Source organism: Variovorax boronicumulans (genome assembly GCF_029892485.1).
Taxonomy (GTDB): Bacteria; Pseudomonadota; Gammaproteobacteria; order Burkholderiales; family Burkholderiaceae_C; genus Variovorax; species Variovorax boronicumulans_B.
The window spans coordinates 172,652-192,766 of the sequence record NZ_JARXVG010000008.1 but is presented as its reverse complement, the minus strand read 5'-3'; the positions used below and the strand labels follow the sequence as shown (position 1 = coordinate 192,766).

Genomic DNA, 20,115 nt, shown 5'->3' with positions numbered 1-20,115 from the left:
CAAAAGTCCGCATGTCGCGGGCGGGACTGGGCCGCATCCCCGTCCTCCTTCTAGACTGCGCGCGCACCCACAAGAAGGAGAAGACATGCCCCGCCGCCCTTTCCGCGCTGCCGCGCTGGTCGCCACGTTCGCCCTGCTGGGCGCCTGCAGCACGGTTTCACGGCCGCCATTCGCGCTGCCGGCCGTGCTGACTTCCCCATCCACGGCCCCTGTGGCCGCCACCCGGCCCGCTTCGTGGGCCGCGCCCGAGGCGCTGGTGCCGCCGTCGTCGTTCTCGGGCGTGCATGGGCTGGCCATCGATGCGAAGGGGCGGCTGCTCGCGGGCTCGGTGCTCGGCAACACGCTGTGGGAGGTCGACCGCACCACGGGCGCGGCGAAGGTGCTGATCGACGCGCCCGAAGGCCAGGCCGACGACATCGCGGTCGGCCCCCAGGGCGAACTGGCCTGGACCAACTACCTCATGGGCATGCTGCGCTACCGCGAGAGCGACACCGCGCCGCTGCGCGTGCTCGCCAAGGACCTGCCCGGCCTCAACTCGCTGGACTTCGACCGCAAGAGCGGCAAGCTCTACGCCTCGCAGGTGTTCCTGGGGGATGCGCTGTGGGAAATCGACCGCACCGGCCAGAAGCCCCCGCGGCTCATCAAGAAGGACATGGGCGGCTTCAACGGCTTCGAGGTCGGGCCCGACGGCCTGCTCTACGGGCCGCTGTGGTTCAAGGGCCAGGTCGTGAAGATCGATCCGGCGAACGGCAACATGACCGTGATCGCGGACGGCTTCAAGATCCCGGCCGCGGCCAATCTGGACGGCAAGGGCAACCTCTGGGTGGTCGATGCGCGCAGCGGCGAACTGGTGCGGGTGGAACTGGCCACTGGCAGGAAGACGGTGGCGAAGCAGCTGCGGCCCTCGCTGGACAACCTGGCCATCGCTCCGGACGGCACGATCTACGTGTCGAACATGGCCAACAACGAGGTGCAGGCCTTCAACCCCGCCACCGGCGAGCTGCGCACGCTCACCAGCGGCAAGCTGGCGGTGCCCGCCGGCCTGAAGATCGACGGCGACACCCTCTGGGTGGCCGACGTCTTCGGCTTCCGGCAGGTGGACGTGCGCACCGGCGAGGTGCGCGACGTGTTCCGCATGCAGCGCGACCCGGAGCTCGACTATCCCTTCGCGGTCGGGCTGTCGGCCAAGCTGTTTGCGCTGACCTCGTGGTTCACCGGCACGGTCCAGCTGGTCGACCGCCAGACGCTCAAGACGGTCGAAACCATTCACGGCCTGAAGGCGCCGTTCGATGCGATTCCCATGCCCGACGGCAGCGTGATCTATGCGGAACTCGCCGCTGGCAGCATCACGCGCGCCAGCGGGCCGAAGTTTGCAGACAAGTCAGTGCTTGCTAGCGGCCTGAATGGCCCGGTGCAGATGGTCTTGGGCCAGGACGGTGCGCTCTATGTCACCGAGGCTGCCGGCAAGCTGCTGCGCATTCCACTGGATGCCAGCGCGCCGCTGCGCACCATCGTAGAGGGCCTTGCGCTGCCCGAGGGCGTGGCGCAAACGCCTTGGGGCACGTTCATCGTGGCCGAGAGCGCGGCGCGGCGGCTGGTGGAAATCGATCCGGCCAACGGCACCCGCCGGACCATCGCCGAGAACCTGCCGATCGGCCTCGCGCCCGGGCCCGGCCTTCCGCCGCCGTATGTAGTTACCGGCGTCGCCGTGGGCCGCGACGGCACGGTCTACATGAGTGCGGATCGCAACAATGCGATATATCGAATTCGCGCCGTAAGGTAGCGTAACGATAAGTACAGATTTCGATTTACTTTTAAAAACAAATATTACAAACTGGCCGGGACGCCGAAAGGTGCCCCGATCACATCCGGTTTTCGAGGGCGGCCGGGCGTTTCTCTGAAAGGAAAAAACGCATGACTCCCCTCGTCGTAGGCCAGTTGCTGTCGCCCGAGTACTCCCTGGGGCTGGTGGCGCTTTCATTCCTCATCTCGTTCGCGGGATCGCTGGTGGCGCTGATCTGCGCGGGACGCATGGTCAACGCGGACGGCAAACCCAACCTGGCCCTCGTGGCCTGCGCCGCGGTGGCGCTCGGGGGCATCGGCATCTGGTCGATGCACTTCATCGGCATGCTGGCCTATCGGCTGCCGGTGGCCATCTCGTACAACATGCCGCTGACGATCGTGTCGCTGGTGGCGGCCATCCTGATTTCCGGCATCGCCCTCTACCTGGCCGGCGGCCGGCGCAAGTTCAGCAAACCCGGCTGGGCCGCCGGCAGCCTGCTGGCCGGGCTGGGCGTCTGCGTGATGCACTACATGGGCATGTTCGCGATGAACATGCGCGCCTCGATGGAGTTCGACCTGGGCACCGTCGTGCTGTCGGTGGTGATCGCCATCACCGCCGCAGCGGCCGCCCTGTGGCTGGCCTTCAACCTGCGCAAGCTCAGCCACCAGATCGCGGCCGCCGCGGTGATGGGCGTGGCGGTCTGCACGATGCACTACGTGGGCATGACCGCCGCCAGCATGATCTGCACGGCCGCGGCACCGACCGACGCGCTCGCCATCGGCGGCAGCTACATGGGCCTGTCGGTGTTCGGAACGGCCGGTGCGGTGCTGATCTTCATCTACTGGGTGGCCACCGGCAGCAGCCTCGACGCGCCAGCGCCGCAGCGCGCCCGCCCCCGCACCAGCTAGTTGGCGCAAGCGGGCCCGGAGCCCGCGACCTACAGTCCGTGCAGAGCGAAAACAAGCGATCTGCACAGACCCATGCCCGTCATCGAATCCCGGCTGCCATCGGCCAGCGACACCTTCCAGGCCAACCGCACCGGCATGCTCGCGCTGCTGGACCAGGTGCGTGCGCACGAGGCCCGCGCCGCGGCCGCATCCGGTGCTTCGGCCGAGCGCTTCGCCAGGCGTGGCCAGCTGCTGCCGCGCGAGCGCCTGGCGCTGTTGCTAGATACCAGCGCGCCCTTTCTTACGCTGGCGTCCCTCGCAGGGCTCGGCCATGACAACCCGGATCTCTCGAAGAGCGTGCCCGGCGGCGGCCTGATCTCCGGCATCGGCCAGGTCGCGGGCGTGCGCTGCATGGTCAGCGCCTCCGACTCCGGCATCGACGCCGGCGCGCTGCAGCCCATGGGCCTGGACAAGCAGCTGCGCGTGCAGGAGATCGCACTCGAGAACAAGCTGCCCTACGTGCAGCTGGTCGAAAGCGCCGGCGCCAACCTCATGCAGTACCGCGTGCAGGACTTCGTGCGCGGCGGCAGCATCTTCCGCAACCTTGCGCGCCTGTCGGCCGCGGGGCTGCCGGTCGTGACGGTGACGCACGGCTCCTCGACCGCGGGCGGCGCCTACCAGACGGGCCTGTCGGACTACATCGTGATGGTGCGCGACCGCACACGGGCCTTTCTCGCAGGTCCTCCTCTGCTGAAGGCCGCCACCGGCGAGATCGCGACCGAGGAAGAACTGGGCGGCGCCGTGATGCACACCCACATCTCGGGCCTGGGCGACTACCTCGCCGAAGACGACCGCGACGCCATCCGCATCGCACGCTCGATCCTCGGCGGCATCGACTGGCCCCGCAACGAAGCCGCACGTGAGTTCACACCGCCGCGCTACGACGCCGAGGACCTGCTGGGCATCATGCCGATCGATGGCCGCCGGCCGGTGGACATGCGCGAGGTCATCGCGCGCATTGCCGACGGCTCCGAGTTCCTCGAATTCAGCGAGCACTACGGCAGCGCCACCGTCTGCGGCCACATCCGGCTCGAAGGGCATGCGGTGGGCATCGTCACCAACAACGGCCCGATCGATTCCGACGGCGCGACCAAGGCCACGCATTTCATTCAGGCGTGCTGCCAGTCGCGCACGCCCATCGTCTACCTGCAGAACATCACCGGCTACATGGTGGGCCGCGCGCACGAGGAAGCCGGCATCATCAAGCACGGCGCGAAGATGATCCAGGCCGTGACCAACGCCACGGTGCCGCAGATCACGCTGTACTGCGGTGCCTCGTACGGCGCGGGCAACTACGGCATGTGCGGGCGCGGCTTCGCGCCGCGCTTCTGCTTCTCGTGGCCCAACGCGCGCACCGCGGTGATGGGCGGCGAGCAGGCTGCCAAGACCATGGCCATCGTCATGGAGGCGGGCATGGCGCGCAAGGGCGCGGTCGACACCGCGAAGATCGATGCGATGCAGCAGCAGATCGTCGAGCGCTTCGACCGGCAGATGAGCGTGTTCACCACCAGCGCGATGCTGCTGGACGACGGCGTGATCGATCCGCGCGACACGCGCGCGGTGCTGGCCGAAGTGCTGTCTGTGTGCCGCGATGCCGATGCGCGCGTGCCGCAGGCGATGCAGTTCTCGGTGGCGAGGCCATGAACACCAACATGCACGCATTCAGCAAGATCCTCATCGCCAACCGCGGCGAAATCGCGGTCCGCGTGATGCGCACCGCGCGCGCCATGGGCTATCGCACGGTGGCCGTGTATTCGAGCGCCGACGCCGATGCGGAGCACGTGCGGCAAGCCGACCAGGCCGTGTGGATCGGCGAGTCGCTGCCCGCACAGAGCTACCTGAACATCGCCGCGATCATCGAGGCCGCACGCACGAGCGGCGCTCAAGCCGTTCACCCCGGCTACGGCTTCCTTGCAGAGAACGCGGCGTTCGCGCAAGCCTGCCGCGACGCGGGTCTGATCTTCATCGGACCCTCGCCCGAAGCCATTCGCGCGATGGGCGACAAGGCCGGTGCCAAGCGCCTGATGCAAGCGGCGGGTGTGCCGTGCATTCCCGGCTACCAGGGCGAAGACCAGAGCCAGCCCACGCTGGCCGCCGAAGCCGCGCGCATCGGCTGGCCCGTGATGATCAAGGCGACCGCCGGCGGCGGCGGGCGCGGCATGCGGCTTGTGACGTCGGCCGAAGCGTTCGCCGATCTGCTGCAGAGCGCGCAGTCCGAAGCGCTCAATGCCTTCGGCGATGCGACCGTGATCCTGGAGCGCGCCATCGTCGCGCCGCGCCACATCGAGATCCAGGTGTTCGCCGACCGCCACGGTAACGCCATCCACCTCGGCGAGCGCGACTGCTCGGTGCAGCGGCGGCACCAGAAGGTGATCGAGGAATCGCCCTCGCCAGCTGTGTCTGCCGAGCTGCGCGAACGCATGGGCGCGACGGCCGTCGCGGCGGCGAAGGCCATCGCGTACGAAGGCGCGGGCACGCTCGAATTCCTGCTCGATGCAGAAGGCCAGTACTGGTTCATGGAAATGAACACGCGGCTGCAGGTCGAGCATCCGGTGACCGAGGCGGTGACGGGGCTGGACCTGGTCGAGCTTCAGTTGCGCGTCGCCGCCGGTGAACCGCTGCCGCTCACGCAGCAAGACGTGCGGATGCGCGGTCACGCCATCGAAGTGCGCCTGTGCGCCGAAGACCCGCAACAGGGCTTCATGCCGCAGAGCGGCACGCTCGCCGCGTGGCGGCCTTCGCCGGCCCTTCGCACCGAGCACGCGTTGCGCGATCGCGCCGAAGTGCCGGCTTTCTATGACTCGATGATCGCGAAGCTGGTGTCGCACGGCCGCACCCGCGACGAAGCAAGGCAGCGTCTCATCGCAGGCCTGCAGGACACAGTGGCGCTCGGCATCGCGACGAACCAGCAGTTTCTGCAGCGCGCGCTGTCGCACCCGGTGTTTGCCGAGGGCGCGGCGACGACGGCCTTCATCGCCGCGCATGCCGATGCATTGCTTGCACCCGATACCGCTGCCGAGGACCACGCCGCATTGCTGGCCGCACTGCTGCTTCAACTCGGCGGACGCGGCTGGCCTTCAGCGCTCGCGCACACGCTGCCCAATGCCCTGCGCTTTGCGCTCAACGGCAAGGTGCATGCGGCGCGGGTGACGCCGCAGGGCGCGGGCCGTTTCGATGTGGCGCTGGACGCCCATGCGCCGGCGCGGATCAAGTTGCTTTCGCTGCCCGGCGATGGCGCTGTGCGGTTCTCATGCAACGGTGTTTCCGAGCAGGCCATGTCAGTGCGTGAGTCCGCCGCCCACCTGTGGTTTCACTTCCGAGGCCGGGCGTTCGAACTCCAGGATCTCACGCATGTGGCGGTCCCTCGCGCCGGTGCCGCAGGCGGCGACGGCCTGCTGCGCGCCTCGATGAATGGCCGCGTCATTGCGCTGCTGGCCGCCGAGGGCGACACGGTCGCTGCCGGGCAGCCCCTCGTCACGCTCGAAGCGATGAAGATGGAACACGTGCACTGCGCGCCCCGCGCCGGCCGCGTTGCCGCGCTGCATGTGGCCGTGGGCGCACAGGTGGCCGCGCGCCATGTGGTGGCGGAGATTGCCGACGCCTGACGCGGCGCACCGTCTTTTCGATTTCCAGAAAGCCATTCGAATGAACGCTCCCTCCCGCTACCGTTCCGTGTTCTCGCCCGGCCTGTTCGCCGGGCAGGTGATCGTCGTCACCGGCGGCGGCTCGGGCATCGGCCGCTGCACGGCGCACGAACTCGCATCGCTGGGCGCGCAGGTGGTGCTGGTCGGCCGCAACAACGAAAAGCTGCAACAGGTGCAGGCCGAGATCGCCACGGCCGGCGGCAAGGCCAGCACGCAGGCCTTCGACATCCGCCAGGAAGAAGCCGTGCGCGCGGCGATTGCCGAAGTCGTCGCCGCACACGGCCGCATCGACGGCCTCGTCAACAACGCCGGCGGCCAGTACATCACCCCGCTCGCCGCCATCTCGGCCAAGGGCTGGGAAGCGGTGATCCACACCAACCTCACGGGCGGCTTCCTCGTTGCGCGCGAATGCTTCGTACAGAGCATGCAGGCCCATGGCGGCGCCATCGTCAACATCGTGGCCGACATGTGGGGCTCGATGCCCAACATGGGCCACAGCGGCGCCGCGCGCGCAGGCATGGTGAGCTTCACCGAGACGGCGGCGCTCGAATGGGCCGCGAGCGGCGTGCGCGTGAACGCCGTGGCACCGGGCTACATCGCATCGAGCGGCATGGACCACTACCCGCCCGAAGCCGGCGACATGCTGCGCGCCATGCGCAAGACCGTGCCCGCGGGCCGCTTCGGCAACGAGGCCGAGACCTCCGCGGCCATCGCCTTCCTGCTGAGCCCCGCGGCGAGCTTCATCAGCGGCAGCGTGCTGCGCGTGGACGGTGCGCGGCCGCAGGTGCGCATGGGCTGGCCGATGGCGTTGCCGGATGAAGCGGCACAGCAACGCCCCGCGGTGCGGCCTTTCGACGGCTTCCATCTGGCGCAGACGCCGCGCGTGTTCCAGGACAAAGAAACGAACGACTGATTGATTGATCGGAGACAAGCGACATGCAGTACACCCACGAACACCTCGAGATCCAGAAGACGCTGCGCCGCTTCATCGACGAGGAAATCAACCCGCACGTCGACGAATGGGAAGAGGCCGAGATCTTTCCCGCGCACGAGGTCTTCAAGAAACTGGGCAACCTGGGCCTCCTCGGCCTCAACAAGCCCGAGGCCTTCGGCGGCGGTGGCCTCGACTACTCGTATGCGATGGCCATGGCGGAGGCGCTGGGCCACATCAGCTGCGGCGGCGTGCCGATGGCCATCGGCGTGCAGACCGACATGTGCACGCCCGCGCTCGCGCGCTTCGGCAGCGACGAGCTGCGCCGCGAGTTCCTCGCCCCCGCCATCGCGGGCGACATGGTCGGCTGCATCGGCGTGAGCGAACCCGGCGCGGGCAGCGATGTGGCGGGCCTCAAGAGCCATGCACGCAAGGACGGCGACGACTACCTCCTCAGCGGCCAGAAGATGTGGATCACCAACAGCCTGCAGGCCGACTGGATGTGCATGCTCGTCAACACCAGCGACGGCCCAGTGCACCGCAACAAGTCGCTCGTGATGGTGCCGATGAACCTCCCGGGCATCGAGAAGGCGAAGAAAATCCGCAAGATAGGCATGAATTCGAGCGACACCGGGCTCATCTACTTCGACAACGTGCGCGTGCCGCAGCGCTACCGCATCGGCGAGGAAGGCCAGGGTTTCGTCTACCAGATGCAGCAGTTCCAGGAAGAACGCCTCTGGGCCGCCGCGAGCTCGCTCGAACCGATGGAAGACTGCATCGCCCAGACCATCGAATGGGCGCAGCAGCGCCACATGTTCGGCGGCACGCTGGCCGACCAGCAGTGGGTGCAGTTCAAGCTGGCTGAGTTGAAGACCGAGGTGGAAGCGCTGCGCGCCCTCACCTACCGCGCCTGCGACCTGCATGTGCAGGGCCAGGACGTGCTCGAACTCGCCTCGATGGCCAAGCTCAAGACCGGGCGGCTCACGCGGCAGGTGTCCGACACCTGCCTGCAGTTCTGGGGCGGCATGGGGTTCACGCTGGAGAACCGCGTGTCGCGGCTCTATCGCGACGGGCGCCTGGGCTCGATCGGCGGCGGCGCGGACGAAGTGATGCTGGGCATCCTCGCGAAGACGATGGGCATTGCCAAGCGGCCGCCGCGCGGCTGAAGAAGCTTGCAGCGCATGGACGCCGAACTGCAAGCCGATCGCGCGGCGCTCGCCGACACGGTGCGGCGCTTTGCCGAGAGCGAGATCGCGCCGAACGTCGAAGCCTGGGACGACGCGGGCGAATTTCCGCGCGCGCTCTACACGCGCGCCGCGGACCTTGGCCTGCTCGGTCTCGGCTATCCCGAGGCGTTCGGCGGCACGCCGGCTTCGTATTCGCTGAAGCTCCCGGCATGGATCGCCCTCGCGCGCCACGGCAAGAGCGGCGGTGTGCTCGCGAGCCTGTTCTCGCACAACATCGGCCTGCCGCCGGTGGTGCTGCATGCGAGCGACGAGGTGCGCAGCGAGGTCGTGCCCGCCGTGCTGCGCGGCGAGAAGATCGCCGCGCTCGCGATCACCGAGCCCGGCGGCGGCTCCGATGTGGCTGCGCTGCGCACGACGGCAAGGCGCGACGGCGACCACTACGTGCTGAACGGCGAGAAGACCTTCATCACCTCGGGCATGCGCGCGGACTGGATCAGCGTGGCCGTGCGCACCGGCGAAGGGCGCGGTGCGGGCGGCATCTCGATGCTGCTGGTGCCCGGCGATGCGGTCGGCCTTTCGCGCACGCGCCTCACGAAGATGGGCTGGCTGTGCTCCGACACCGCGACGCTGCACTTCGACAATGTGCGCGTGCCGGCCCGCTACCTGCTCGGGAATGAAGGCGCGGGCTTTCGCATGGTCATGGGCAACTTCAACGGCGAGCGCATCGGCCTCGCAGCCGGGGCACTCGGCTTCGCGCAGGCCTGTCTCGACGAAGCGCTGGCTTGGTCGCGCGAGCGCAAGACCTTCGGCGCCGCACTCATCGAGCACCAGGCGGTGCGCCACAAGCTGGTGGACATGCAGATGCGCATCGCCTCCACCGAGGCGTGGCTGGAGGCCGTGTGCGCCGAGGGCGATGCGCACGAAGCGGCGGGCAGCCTCAACGCGCCCGAATGGGTGGCCCAGGTCTGCATGCTCAAGAACCACGCGACGCAGACCATGCAGTTCTGCGCCGACCAGTCGGTGCAGATTCTCGGCGGCATGGGCTTCATGCGCGGCACGGTGAGCGAGCGCATCTACCGCGAGGTCAAGGTGATGATGATCGGCGGCGGGGCCGAGGACATCATGAAGGAGCTGGCGGCGCGGCAGCTCGGGTGGTTGTAGCGTCCCATTTCTTCGCCTGCGGAAAACTGTTCTTCATCGGCGGGGCGTGCGGGTCATGGCCTTTCGCGCGGGGCCTGCTTACCATCGATCGCACACGGGAGCCGCCGTTCGGCCCCCTTCATCCGCATCCAGCAGGAGCCCGCGTGATCTTCGTTTTCCACCTCCTCGACAAGCCCGAGTCCACCGCGCTTCGCCATGCGGTCCGCCCCGCGCACAAGGCCTACCTGGCCCAGGTGGCCGACCGCATCGCCTTCGCCGGGCCGCTGCTGTCCGACGACGGCAAGACCATGATCGGCAGCCTGCTGGCCATCGACTTCGCGAGCCGCGAAGCCGCGGAGCAATGGCAGGCCGACGAGCCTTCACACGCGCCGGTGTTTATGCAACTAACTCGGTGTTGCCTTTCACGAACCTGTGGCCGCAGAAGGCCGGGTTTCCGCCCGCAGAATGAGCAAGCCCCGCACCATGTTCAAGCACATCGTGATGTGGGACCTGCGCGGCGAATCGTCCGAGCAAAAGGCAGAGGCCTCGCAATTGCTCAAGCGCAAGTTCGAATCGCTGCGCGGGCAGATCCCCGGCTTGCTGCACCTCGAAGTGGGCGTCGATTCGAGCCGCATCGGCTATGCCTGCGACGTGGTGCTCTACAGCGAGTTCGACAGCCAGGCATCGCTCGATGGTTATGCCACGCATCCCGCGCACCTGCGGGTGCGCGAGGAACTGGGCGACCTGCGCATCGCGCGGCACCAGGTCGACTACGCGGCCGGGTGAGCGCCGCCGGTCAGCCGTTCTTTTCGGATTCGCCGCCCTGTTGCGCGGCCTGCGCCGCGCGCAGCTTGTCCTTCTTGCTCGGCCGCTTGCCCTTGATGCCACCCGTGCCCGATGCATCGACCAGCGGCACGGCCGCCTCGGTCGGCTCGAAGCCTTCGATGCGCTCGCGCGGCAGGTGGAGGCCCTGGCGCTTTTCGATCAGGCGGAAATGCGCCTCGGTCGATGCGCTCACGAAGCTGATCGCCAGCCCGCTCTCGCCCGCGCGGCCCGTGCGGCCGATGCGGTGGATGTAGTCGGTGGGCGAGCGCGGCAGGTCGTAGTTGATGACCACGGGCAGCTGCGCGATGTCGATGCCGCGTGCCGCCAGGTCGGTGGCGATGACCACGTCCCATCGGCTCTCCTTGAACTGCGCGAGGATGCCGGTGCGCGTGCCCTGCGCGATGTCGCCATGGAACGGCACCGCGTAGACACCGTTCTTGTAGAGCTTCTCGGCCACGATCTGCGCCGAATGCTGCGTGGCGACGAACACCAGCACGCGCTCCCATTCGTTCTCTTTCAACAGATGGCGCAAGAGCTGCGTGCGGCGGTTCGCATCGACCTCGATCACGCGCTGCACGATGTTCGGCTCGGTGCCGGGCTCGCCCTGCACGTCGATGACCGCGGGGTCGCGCAGCATGCCGTCGGCCAGCGACTGGATGGCGGGCGGGAAGGTGGCGGAGAAAAGCAGGTTCTGCCGTTGCGCCGGCAGCAGCACGAGGATGCGGCCGAGTTCTTCGGCAAAGCCGAGGTCGAACAGGCGGTCGGCCTCGTCGAGCACCAGCATCGAGACCGCGCCCAGCTTGAGCGCGTTGTGCTCGACCAGATCGAGCAGCCGGCCGGGCGTGGCGACGACGATGTCGGCGCCGCCGCGCAGGCTCATCATCTGCGGATTGATCGAGACGCCGCCGAAGGCGATGGCAATCTTCAGGCGTTCGGGCAGGTGCTGCGCCAGGCTGCGCATGGTTTCGCCAACCTGGGCCGCGAGTTCGCGCGTGGGCACGAGCACCAGGGCGCGCACGCGGCGCGGCGACTGCGCGGGTTCGGCCGCCAGGCGCTGCAGCAGCGGCAGGGAGAATGCGGCGGTCTTGCCGGAGCCGGTCTGCGCCGAGCCCCGCACGTCGCGGCCCTGCAAAATTGCGGGGATGGCCGCGGCCTGGATGGCGGTCGGCGCGGCATAACCGCTTTCGGCGGCAGCCTGCACGAGCGCGGGGGCCAGGCCCAGTGAGTCGAATGGCATGTGAGCAGACAGAGAGAGAAACCCGGGTATACGGATATAGAAGAGATGGATCGAATGGCGACGACGAAAAGCAATCAGGCCAGCACGCTGGTGTACTCCACCGAGGCGGGCGGCCGCATGTGCCCCGATTGCCGCGCGCCGATGGCGCAATGCCGCTGCAAGGAACTGAAGGCGCGCGCGCCGGCCACTGACGGCATTGTGCGTGTATCGCACGAGACCAAGGGCCGCAAAGGCAAGGGCGTGACGGTTATCAAGGGCCTCGCCCTGGACGCCGCGGCGCTCGCGGCGGTGGGCAAACAGCTGAAGACGGCCTGCGGCTCGGGCGGCACGGTGAAGGACGGCATCATCGAGATCCAGGGCGATCACCGCGAACTGGTGATCGCGGCCCTCGTGAAGCAGGGCCACACCGTCAAGCGCGCCGGAGGCTGAGGCACGCATGAAACCCGAAGACCTGCGGCGCCTCGTGACCCTCGAAATGCCTTTTGGCAAACACAAGGGCACGCTGATCGCCGATTTGCCCGGAAATTACCTGACCTGGTTCGCACGCGAGGGTTTTCCCTCAGGCGAAATCGGCCGGCTGCTCCATTTGATGCATGAAATAGACCACAACGGCCTGTCGGACCTGCTCAAACCGTTGCGAAACCGCCCGTCGGGCCAGGATGTTTCTCAATAACACACGATTTATCCACGTTTTTTCGCAAAGTGGCGTGGATAATTCACCCCACGTGTCTGTGAGACCTTGTCTCCCGTGCACGTAATTTGGTGATCGGTCAGTTTCGCGCCACAGCGCACTTGTTTGTTGTGATTCTGGGACTCCATCGCTTTTGTTTTGTTGGTTTGAATTAGGAGTCCCTCCATGGGCAAGAAACTCTACGTAGGCAACCTCGCCTACTCTGTGCGTGACAACGATCTGGAACAAGCTTTCGGCGAATTCGGTTCGATCGTCAGCGCCAAGGTCATGATGGAACGTGACACCGGCCGTTCGAAGGGCTTCGGCTTTGTCGAAATGGGCTCGGATGCTGAAGCACTCGCAGCTGTCGAAGCCATGAACGGCCATTCGCTCCAGGGCCGTGCCCTGACGGTGAACGAAGCCCGTCCGATGGAAGCTCGTCCTCCCCGCACCGGCGGTGGTGGCGGCTACGGCGGCGGCGCTGGTGGTGGCGGCGGCGGCTACGGTGGTGGCGGCGGTGGTGGTGGTTACGGCGGCGGCGGCGGTGGCCGTAGCGGCGGTGGCGGCGGCTACGGCGGCGGCGGCGGTGGTCGCGGCGGCTACTAAGCCCTCACCCACACTCAGGGAGCCCCGGCTCTCTGAATGAATGAAAAGCTCCTTCGGGAGCTTTTTTCGTTTCTGCCCCCTGCTTTTTTCTTCTTTTTGGGAGCGTCGAGCACCTGGCTTCTCCCGGCCGCGGGCATCGCTCGTGGGAGAACCCTAATCCTGCCGTAAGCATTTGTCCTTACCGGCGTGGTCAGCCAACGGTCAGCCGCGGACGACGACCCTCACTGCTCCAAAACAGAGGGTCGAGGCAATGAAGATCAAGAGTCAGGCGGACTTCTTTTCAGGAGTCATGTTCACCACCGTGGGGGGCGCTTTCGCGATAGGCGCCACCACCTACACCGTCGGCAACGGCGCTCGCATGGGCCCCGGTTATTTCCCGCTCATGCTGGGCATCCTGCTGGCCATCCTCGGGGTGGTCATCATGTTCCAGGCCATGGTGGTGGAGACCACCGACGGCGACAAGATCGGCAAATGGGCTTGGAAGCCGCTGGCCTTCGTGCTCGGCGCCAATCTCGCATTCGGCATTCTCCTGGGCGGCCTGCCGAGCATCGGCCTGCCGGCCATGGGAATGATCATCGCGATCTACGCGCTCACGATCATCTCCAGCATGGCCGGCGAGCAATTCAAGCTGCGCGACGTGCTGGTGCTCTCGACCATCCTGGCGGCCGGCAGCTATGTGGCCTTCATCTGGGCGCTCAAGCTCCAGATCCAGGTCTGGCCCACTTTCATTTCGGGCTGAGGAGAGCACACCATGGACCTGATCCACAACCTTTCCATCGGCTTCGGCGTTGCCTTCACCTTCACCAACCTGCTGTATTGCCTCTTGGGTTGCATCCTGGGCACGCTGATCGGCGTGCTGCCGGGCATCGGCCCGGTCGCGACCATCGCGATGCTGCTGCCCGCCACCTACGCGCTGCCGCCCGTGTCTGCGCTGATCATGCTGGCCGGTATCTACTACGGCGCGCAGTACGGCGGCTCGACCACCGCCATCCTGGTGAACCTGCCCGGGGAGTCGTCCTCGGTGGTCACCTGCATCGACGGCTACCAGATGGCAAGGCAGGGCCGCGCGGGCCCCGCGCTCGCGGCTGCGGGCCTGGGCTCGTTCTTCGCAGGTTGCGTCGGCACGCTGATCCTGGCGGCTTTTGCGCCGCCGCTCACCGAACTGGCCTTCAAGTTCGGCCCGGCCGAGTACTTCTCGCTGATGACGCTGGGCCTGATCGGCGCGGTGGTGCTGGCCTCGGGCTCGCTGCTGAAGGCGGTGGCGATGATCGTGCTGGGCCTGCTGCTCGGCATCGTGGGCACCGACGTCAACTCGGGCGTGGCCCGCTTCAGCTTCGACATTCCGGAGCTCACCGACGGCATCGGCTTCGTGGTGATCGCCATGGGCGTGTTCGGCTACGGCGAAATCATCGGCAACCTCTCGCAGCCCGATGACGAGCGCGAAGTGTTCACGCACAAGGTCAAGGGCCTGTGGCCGACCAAGGACGACTTCAAGCGCATGACGCCCGCGGTGCTGCGCGGCACGGCGCTGGGCTCTGCGCTGGGCATCCTGCCCGGCGGCGGTGCGCTGCTGGCGGCCTTTGCGGCCTATGCGCTGGAGAAGAAGATCAAGATGCGTCCCGGCGAAGTGCCCTTCGGCAAGGGCAACATCCGCGGCGTGGCATCGCCCGAGTCGGCCAACAACGCCGGCGCGCAAACGTCCTTCATCCCGCTGCTGACGCTGGGCATTCCGCCCAACGCCGTGATGGCGCTGATGGTGGGTGCGATGACCATCCACAACATCCAGCCCGGCCCGCAGGTGATGACCAGCAACCCCGAGCTGTTCTGGGGCCTGATCGCCTCGATGTGGATCGGCAACGCGATGCTGATCGTGCTGAACCTGCCGCTGATCGGCATGTGGATCAAGCTCTTGACGGTGCCCTACAAGTTCCTGTTCCCCGCCATCGTGCTGTTCTGCGCGATCGGCGTGTACTCGACCAACAACAACACCTTCGACGTGTGGATGGTCGCGATCTTCGGCTTCATCGGCTACCTGTTCCTGAAGCTGCGCACCGAGCCGGCGCCGCTGCTGCTGGGCTTCATCCTCGGGCCGATGATGGAAGAGAACCTGCGGCGCGCACTGCTGCTGTCGCGCGGGGCGTGGAGCGTGTTCGTCACGCGGCCGCTGTCGGCCGGGCTGCTGGTAGCTGCGGCGGCGCTGCTGTGCATCGTGCTGCTGCCGTCGATCAAGGCAAAGCGCGAAGAGGCGTTCGTGGAGGAATAGGCTCGCCCTCACGACTGGAAGGAAGCCCCCGGTTCAGCGCCGGGGGCTTTTTCATTTGAGGAACGCGTCGTACGCGGTTTTGAGGATCAGCGCGCTCACCACCGCGATGAACACCACCCGCACGAAGCCCGCGCCGTGCCTGAGCGCCACGCGCGTGCCCAGCAGGCTGCCGGCCACGTTGGCCACCGCCATCACCAGCCCGTAGTGCCACCAGACGTGGCCCTTGGCCGCCAGCAGGATCAGGGCGGCGGCATTGGTGAGCGTGTTGATGATCTTGGCCGACGCCGAGGCGTTGAGAAAGTCGTAGCCCATCCAGCGCACGAACAGGAACACGAGGAAGCTGCCCGCCCCCGGCCCGAAGAAGCCGTCGTAGAGACCGATCGACAGGCCGATGGTGCACGCCGCCAGCGTTTCGGCGCGGCCGCTGAAGCGCGGGGCATGCAGCCGTCCCATGTCCTTGCGCGCCAGCGTGTAGAGCAGCACCCCGAGCAGGACCACCGGCAGGGCGCGGCGCAGGAAGTCGCCCGGGAACACGGTGACGCCCCAGGCACCCAGCATCGCGCCGGCAAAACCGAGCACCGCGGCCGGCCACAGGGCGCCCCAGCGCATCTGCACCCGCTGGCTGAACTGGGCCGCGGCGGCCGCCGTGCCCCATATCGACGCGCTCTTGTTGGTGCCCAGGAGCGTCGCCGGTGGTGCGCCCGGAAAGACGGCGAAGAGTGCCGGGACCAGGATCAACCCGCCTCCGCCCACGATCGAATCGACAAATCCCGCGAGCAGCGAAGCGCCCGTGACCACCAGCATTTCCATGGCGGGATTGTCTCACCCGGATTGCTACTGAAACGATAGCTATGGATGGCCGCTGCACGCGGTCAATCCGGGAATTTGGCCGAGAGAAAAAGCCTGCCTGCGCCTGGAGAGCAGGCATAAAAAAGGCGCCGACCAGCGGCGCCTTTCAAGTTCGAGCTGGCATCTCGTACGGATGCCTTGAAGGATTTTTCTTTTTGAAGGGGAAGTTGTCTCCTCGGACCCTCGGCAGTACGAGCAGGGCCCGTTCGCGAGTGGGGGGACTTTATGTGCTGCACCGCACCAGTGCATTGGGAATTACCCGCTTTGCCTTACTGCGAACGGCCGATTCGCAAACCAAAGTGTTTCCGGGCGTTAACGATGTGGCACGACTCGTGCACGTGGCAGCCCATCCAACGACAACTCGAAGAAGCGCACCGCCATGGCATTGGTCCCGCAAGCCTCCATCAACGCGGCCGACACCGCCTGGATGATGACCTCGACCGCGCTGGTGCTGCTGATGACGCTGCCCGGGATCGCGCTCTTCTATGCCGGCATGGTGCGGCGCAAGAACGTGCTGGCCACCATGGCGGCCGTGGTGGCGATTGCCGCGGCGGTGTCGCTCACCTGGTTCGCGCTCGGCTATTCGCTGGCCTTCACCGCCGGCTGGCCATGGCTCGGGGGCACCGGGCGCTTCTGGTTCTCGGGCTTCGAATACCTGAAGGAGGCCGGGCAGATCGCGGTGAGCCACGTCGCGCCCAACGTGCCCGAGTCGGTCTACGCGATGTTCCAGCTCACCTTCGCGATCATCACCACCGCGCTGGTGCTGGGCGCGTTCGTGGAGCGCATGCGCTTCTCGGCGGTGCTGTGGTTTGCGCTGCTGTGGAGCGTGCTGGTGTATGCGCCGGTCGCGCACTGGGTGTGGGAGCCGGGCGGCTGGCTCGCGCAGATGGGCGCGCTCGACTTCGCGGGTGGCTCGGTGGTGCACGTCAACGCGGGCATCGCGGGGCTGGTGTGCGCCTATGCACTCGGCCCGCGCAAGGGCTACGGACGCGAGGCCTTCGAGCCGTACAGCCTGGCGATGACGATGATGGGCGCGGGCTTGTTGTGGGTCGGCTGGTTCGGCTTCAATGCGGGCTCGGCGGTGGCGGCCGACGGGCGCGCGGGGCTGGCGATGCTGGTCACGCACATCGCGGCAGCCGCTGGCGCGATGAGCTGGATGGTCGGCGAGTGGATCGTGCGGCGCAGCCCCTCTTTGCTGGGGCTCTGCTCGGGCCTCGTGGCCGGACTGGTGGCGATCACGCCCGCGGCCGGTTTCGTCACGCCGCTCTCAGCGCTGGCCATCGGCGCCATCGCGGGCCTGGCCTGCTACTGGGGCGCCACGGGCCTCAAGCACATCCTGGGCGCGGACGATTCGCTCGACGTGTTCGGCGTGCACGGCATCGGCGGCATCGTGGGCGCGCTGCTCACGGGCGTGTTCGCCGATGCACGCATCTCGGGCGCGGCCGGCAACGTGCTGACACAGGCCATTGCCGTGGGCAGCGTGGCGATCTACAGCGCGGCAGGAACGGCGATCGTGCTGTTCCTGGTGCACGTGCTGGTCGGATTGCGCGTCAACGCGGAGAGCGAACAGCTGGGCCTCGATCTTGCTCAGCATCGTGAACACCTGGGAGCCTGACCACCGAGGGAGACAAGACCATGCCATCCATGTCCGAAAGCGAACGCATCGCCCTCGCCGCCCGCCTTCACGTGGCGCTGCGGCGAAAGCATGGGCGGGTGACGGACACCGAATGGATGGCCACCAATGCCGAGTACGCCGCGGAGATCGTGCGCATGACACGGGAGCATGCGGCGGAGACCAAGGACGAGGAGCTCGACCAGTTGGCCACGCGGCTCGAGCAGGCAATGGAGCCTCTGGCCCGCGCTGCGCGGCTGGCGGCGCGGCAGCCGGATGGGAATCCGCCTACGCCGCCGCCTCGCTATGTGGGTGGGTTGCGCTGAGTCTTTTTCTTGCTGGCGTGGTCGCCCGCGCCCTGCCCTTTTCCCAACATGCTTCCGATGGCCATGCAGGTCAACTTCTGTCGAACACACGCCGATAGCGCAAATGACCGCCGAGTTCTCGGCGCGTCTTGTTGGTGACAAGGCGCACGGCCCCGCTGGTCACGATGTCTTCCATCGCCAGCAACTGTTCGCGGTCTGCATCGGTGAGTTGAGGGAATTCGCCCGGATGCGTCTTCTGGTAGTCCCAGATGCGCCGCTCCAGTTCGGAAAGCGAGCGCGCTTCGTCCATCGGCGGTGGCGTCCCGCGAACTGCACCCGGCGGCAAGATGAGCGTCGCGCTCGTGTCCTTTACCCAGGCCATGTGCCGTCGGGTGATGTCGACCTTGTTTTTGATCTGCTTGATCTTCTCTTCACGGTCAAACGCCGTCACCGGTCCTACCATGTAGAAGGAGGCATGTGAGTCGTGCACCATCTCGTCGAAGAAACGATTGGCCGCCGCGGGCAATTTGCTCGCGGGGGCGTTCATTGAGAACTCCTCGTAGATGCGCAAGAAGTCCTTCTGAGCCGTGGAAAGACCGGAGTTACCCACGGACAACGGATCCGTCTGCGCGAGATCGGATTCCAATCTTTTCTGCCCGAGCGCCGCAGCCACGTCAGATGCAAAGTCGGCATCGCTTTCGCGCATGTCGATACGGTCCTGTTCTGAGGCTCGCTGGTAGCTTGGGAGTTTGGGCACGTTGTTCATATGCATCAGCCGCCAGCGCCAATACAGCTGCATATGGCCGTGCTGTGCGGCCTCGATACCGCCGCCTACGCCGCTGCGGGTGGACCATTCGCGGTAGGCGTTGAACAGCTCGGCGCCCTCGCCATCTATTGCCAGATCGTTGGCGACTGCGGCACCGGCGGCACCAAGCGCCTTGAGCTTCTCGATACTTAACAGCGGCACTGCACTGTTACGTGCCTCGTGATACATATCCAGCAACGGCATCTGAGAAAGCAGCTTTGCACGCGCGCCGACGGCCTTGCCCTGACAACCTGGGTCGTAGCCGCCGCCGACATTCGAGTGAGCGCCCGGGTACACCTTCTCGACGCAGCTGGGTGGGTACTTGTTGTCGCGCTGCCGACCAGTAGATAGCGGAAAGTTGATGCGAATTTCATGCGCAGCGCACAAATGCACCGTGCGCTCCACGCTGGGCACAATGTCCAGCGTGCCGTTGGCCCACCCGCCAAGACCTCGCCAGAAGGGCGAGCTGTCGGCCAGCCCGACAGAGGCCACCGAATCGAACAGTCCCAGAAACTGAATGCGAAACGGCACGTCCGCCAACGTGTAGCTGCCGTTCTTTTCTTTCAAGAGCAGATGGTGCAAGAAGTGACAAAACGCCCTCGCCTGCGCCGCACCCCGTGAGAAACCGAACACCGAGAGATTGACTTGCACCAGTTTCTTCGGGGGCTTGCTTTGCAGAGCCTTTTTCAGCTCCCCAAGCTTGCCGCCGGGCTCGGCATCCAGCCCGGTCGCACGACCGACGAAGTACACGCGTTTACCGGGCATGTTGGGGCCAGTGCTTGCAACGTGCAGCGGTTGCTTGGTGGCAAGGCGCCCGGCCTCTGCATCATCTACAAGCAACTCATCAACATGAATGGCTTGATGCATCGCATTGAGCAGTTGGATCAGTGCCCAATTGATCCGCGCGTCGCCGCCTGTGGCTTTGGCCTTACCGTCAGGCGTTTCTGTTTTCTCTCCGATCTCCTCGAAGGGCGTGCCCACGCCCGGCACGTAGATTCGATAGTAGCCATTCTTTGGATCTTCCCTGAAAGCATCGTGCAACACGACCACATTGCTGTGACTGCATCTGTTGAAATCTTCTTTCTTTGGTTGCTTCCCCAGTACATCTAGTTGATCGCGCTTCCTGTTGTTATTGGTCCCGTCAAAGAAAATTCCGACATGAATCATCGATGCACAAAGCGCGGCCTCGTCACTGCGCTCGATGCAGCTGGTGGCTGCAGCACGTTGTACCTTCTCTTTGAGGCTCAGACGGCGATCGCCTGGCAGGGCGGCTGGCATAAGTTGAACTGACATTCTTGACGCTTCCGTTTG

18 protein-coding genes and 1 pseudogene are annotated in these 20,115 nt (G+C 66.4%); 16 read left to right on the top strand and 3 right to left on the bottom strand.

The annotated features are described in order from the left end of the window. The first annotated feature begins 85 nt into the window (after window positions 1-85). The 9 genes and pseudogenes from M2282_RS19845 (at window position 86) to M2282_RS19805 (ending at window position 10,418) form a co-directional block, all read left to right on the top strand. Window positions 86-1,783 carry a Vgb family protein gene (locus tag M2282_RS19845; protein ID WP_280810484.1) on the top strand — a complete coding sequence of 566 codons (1,698 nt, stop codon included), beginning with the start codon at window positions 86-88 and terminating at the stop codon, window positions 1,781-1,783. A 131-nt stretch (window positions 1,784-1,914) separates the two neighbouring features. Then, a complete protein-coding gene (locus tag M2282_RS19840) occupies window positions 1,915-2,691 on the top strand; it encodes an MHYT domain-containing protein (RefSeq protein WP_280810483.1) in 777 nt (258 codons plus the stop codon). Window positions 2,692-2,763: 72 nt separating this feature from the next. Continuing rightward, on the top strand, window positions 2,764-4,374 hold the full coding sequence (locus M2282_RS19835) for an acyl-CoA carboxylase subunit beta (RefSeq protein ID WP_280810482.1): 1,611 nt from the start codon (window positions 2,764-2,766) through the stop codon (window positions 4,372-4,374). After that, window positions 4,371-6,335 carry an acetyl/propionyl/methylcrotonyl-CoA carboxylase subunit alpha gene (locus tag M2282_RS19830; RefSeq protein WP_280810481.1) on the top strand — a complete coding sequence of 655 codons (1,965 nt, stop codon included), beginning with the start codon at window positions 4,371-4,373 and terminating at the stop codon, window positions 6,333-6,335. Before M2282_RS19835 ends, M2282_RS19830 begins: the two co-directional genes overlap by 4 nt. 40 nt (window positions 6,336-6,375) lie before the next feature. Next, a complete protein-coding gene (locus M2282_RS19825) occupies window positions 6,376-7,287 on the top strand; it encodes an SDR family oxidoreductase (RefSeq protein ID WP_280810480.1) in 912 nt (303 codons plus the stop codon). A 23-nt stretch (window positions 7,288-7,310) separates the two neighbouring features. Next, window positions 7,311-8,471 carry an acyl-CoA dehydrogenase family protein gene (locus tag M2282_RS19820; protein ID WP_280810479.1) on the top strand — a complete coding sequence of 387 codons (1,161 nt, stop codon included), beginning with the start codon at window positions 7,311-7,313 and terminating at the stop codon, window positions 8,469-8,471. Window positions 8,472-8,486: 15 nt separating this feature from the next. Then, window positions 8,487-9,653: an acyl-CoA dehydrogenase family protein gene (locus M2282_RS19815; protein ID WP_280810478.1), complete on the top strand. Its 1,167-nt coding sequence runs from the start codon at window positions 8,487-8,489 to the stop codon at window positions 9,651-9,653. Then, window positions 9,644-9,955 (top strand): annotated as a pseudogene (locus tag M2282_RS31060) (hypothetical protein); the annotation flags it as partial. The gene M2282_RS19815 and the pseudogene M2282_RS31060, both read left to right, overlap by 10 nt. 142 nt (window positions 9,956-10,097) lie before the next feature. Then, entirely contained in the window at window positions 10,098-10,418 is a 321-nt protein-coding gene (locus M2282_RS19805) for a Dabb family protein (RefSeq protein WP_280810477.1), read from the top strand. 10 nt (window positions 10,419-10,428) lie between these two features. Here the strand turns inward: M2282_RS19805 and M2282_RS19800 are convergent, their stop codons facing one another. Further along, window positions 10,429-11,694, bottom strand: a complete 1,266-nt coding sequence (locus tag M2282_RS19800) for a DEAD/DEAH box helicase (RefSeq protein ID WP_280810476.1) — start codon at window positions 11,692-11,694, stop codon at window positions 10,429-10,431. 54 nt (window positions 11,695-11,748) lie between these two features. On the opposite strand from M2282_RS19800, the gene M2282_RS19795 reads away from it, so the two are divergent. The 5 genes from M2282_RS19795 (at window position 11,749) to M2282_RS19775 (ending at window position 15,233) form a co-directional block, all read left to right on the top strand. Next, window positions 11,749-12,123, top strand: coding sequence for a translation initiation factor Sui1 (locus tag M2282_RS19795; RefSeq protein ID WP_280810475.1), 375 nt, complete (start codon window positions 11,749-11,751; stop codon window positions 12,121-12,123). A 7-nt stretch (window positions 12,124-12,130) separates the two neighbouring features. After that, on the top strand, window positions 12,131-12,367 hold the full coding sequence (locus tag M2282_RS19790; protein ID WP_280810474.1) for a DUF3820 family protein: 237 nt from the start codon (window positions 12,131-12,133) through the stop codon (window positions 12,365-12,367). 183 nt (window positions 12,368-12,550) lie between these two features. After that, a complete protein-coding gene (locus M2282_RS19785) occupies window positions 12,551-12,970 on the top strand; it encodes an RNA recognition motif domain-containing protein (protein ID WP_124462033.1) in 420 nt (139 codons plus the stop codon). Window positions 12,971-13,220: 250 nt separating this feature from the next. Beyond that, window positions 13,221-13,709, top strand: coding sequence for a tripartite tricarboxylate transporter TctB family protein (locus M2282_RS19780; RefSeq protein ID WP_206176753.1), 489 nt, complete (start codon window positions 13,221-13,223; stop codon window positions 13,707-13,709). 12 nt (window positions 13,710-13,721) lie between these two features. Further along, window positions 13,722-15,233, top strand: a complete 1,512-nt coding sequence (locus M2282_RS19775; RefSeq protein ID WP_280810473.1) for a tripartite tricarboxylate transporter permease — start codon at window positions 13,722-13,724, stop codon at window positions 15,231-15,233. Between the two features lie 51 nt (window positions 15,234-15,284). Here M2282_RS19775 and M2282_RS19770 read toward each other — a convergent pair whose 3' ends face one another. After that, complete coding sequence (locus M2282_RS19770) at window positions 15,285-16,043, bottom strand: sulfite exporter TauE/SafE family protein (protein WP_280810472.1); 759 nt, start codon at window positions 16,041-16,043, stop codon at window positions 15,285-15,287. Between the two features lie 418 nt (window positions 16,044-16,461). On the opposite strand from M2282_RS19770, the gene M2282_RS19765 reads away from it, so the two are divergent. After that, window positions 16,462-17,697: an ammonium transporter gene (locus M2282_RS19765; protein ID WP_280810471.1), complete on the top strand. Its 1,236-nt coding sequence runs from the start codon at window positions 16,462-16,464 to the stop codon at window positions 17,695-17,697. Window positions 17,698-17,717: 20 nt separating this feature from the next. Further along, complete coding sequence (locus M2282_RS19760) at window positions 17,718-18,020, top strand: hypothetical protein (RefSeq protein ID WP_280810470.1); 303 nt, start codon at window positions 17,718-17,720, stop codon at window positions 18,018-18,020. A gap of 70 nt (window positions 18,021-18,090) precedes the next feature. Here M2282_RS19760 and M2282_RS19755 read toward each other — a convergent pair whose 3' ends face one another. Then, window positions 18,091-20,097: a T6SS phospholipase effector Tle1-like catalytic domain-containing protein gene (locus M2282_RS19755; protein ID WP_280810469.1), complete on the bottom strand. Its 2,007-nt coding sequence runs from the start codon at window positions 20,095-20,097 to the stop codon at window positions 18,091-18,093. Window positions 20,098-20,115 lie beyond the last annotated feature (18 nt).

Excerpts from the sequence above, each read along its gene's own strand:
- M2282_RS19820 (WP_280810479.1), top strand. The coding sequence starts at position 7,311 with ATGCAGTACACCCACGAACACCTCGAGATCCAGAAGACGCTGCGCCGC.
- M2282_RS19840 (WP_280810483.1), top strand. The coding sequence starts at position 1,915 with ATGACTCCCCTCGTCGTAGGCCAGTTGCTGTCGCCCGAGTACTCCCTG.
- M2282_RS19845 (WP_280810484.1), top strand. The coding sequence starts at position 86 with ATGCCCCGCCGCCCTTTCCGCGCTGCCGCGCTGGTCGCCACGTTCGCC.
- M2282_RS19765 (WP_280810471.1), top strand. The coding sequence starts at position 16,462 with ATGGCATTGGTCCCGCAAGCCTCCATCAACGCGGCCGACACCGCCTGG.
- M2282_RS19815 (WP_280810478.1), top strand. The coding sequence starts at position 8,487 with ATGGACGCCGAACTGCAAGCCGATCGCGCGGCGCTCGCCGACACGGTG.
- M2282_RS19785 (WP_124462033.1), top strand. The coding sequence starts at position 12,551 with ATGGGCAAGAAACTCTACGTAGGCAACCTCGCCTACTCTGTGCGTGAC.
- M2282_RS19760 (WP_280810470.1), top strand. The coding sequence starts at position 17,718 with ATGCCATCCATGTCCGAAAGCGAACGCATCGCCCTCGCCGCCCGCCTT.
- M2282_RS19775 (WP_280810473.1), top strand. The coding sequence starts at position 13,722 with ATGGACCTGATCCACAACCTTTCCATCGGCTTCGGCGTTGCCTTCACC.
- M2282_RS19835 (WP_280810482.1), top strand. The coding sequence starts at position 2,764 with ATGCCCGTCATCGAATCCCGGCTGCCATCGGCCAGCGACACCTTCCAG.
- M2282_RS19805 (WP_280810477.1), top strand. The coding sequence starts at position 10,098 with ATGAGCAAGCCCCGCACCATGTTCAAGCACATCGTGATGTGGGACCTG.
- M2282_RS19830 (WP_280810481.1), top strand. The coding sequence starts at position 4,371 with ATGAACACCAACATGCACGCATTCAGCAAGATCCTCATCGCCAACCGC.
- M2282_RS19795 (WP_280810475.1), top strand. The coding sequence starts at position 11,749 with ATGGCGACGACGAAAAGCAATCAGGCCAGCACGCTGGTGTACTCCACC.
- M2282_RS19825 (WP_280810480.1), top strand. The coding sequence starts at position 6,376 with ATGAACGCTCCCTCCCGCTACCGTTCCGTGTTCTCGCCCGGCCTGTTC.
- M2282_RS19790 (WP_280810474.1), top strand. The coding sequence starts at position 12,131 with ATGAAACCCGAAGACCTGCGGCGCCTCGTGACCCTCGAAATGCCTTTT.
- M2282_RS19780 (WP_206176753.1), top strand. The coding sequence starts at position 13,221 with ATGAAGATCAAGAGTCAGGCGGACTTCTTTTCAGGAGTCATGTTCACC.
- M2282_RS19770 (WP_280810472.1), bottom strand. The coding sequence starts at position 16,043 with ATGGAAATGCTGGTGGTCACGGGCGCTTCGCTGCTCGCGGGATTTGTC.
- M2282_RS19800 (WP_280810476.1), bottom strand. The coding sequence starts at position 11,694 with ATGCCATTCGACTCACTGGGCCTGGCCCCCGCGCTCGTGCAGGCTGCC.
- M2282_RS19755 (WP_280810469.1), bottom strand. The coding sequence starts at position 20,097 with ATGTCAGTTCAACTTATGCCAGCCGCCCTGCCAGGCGATCGCCGTCTG.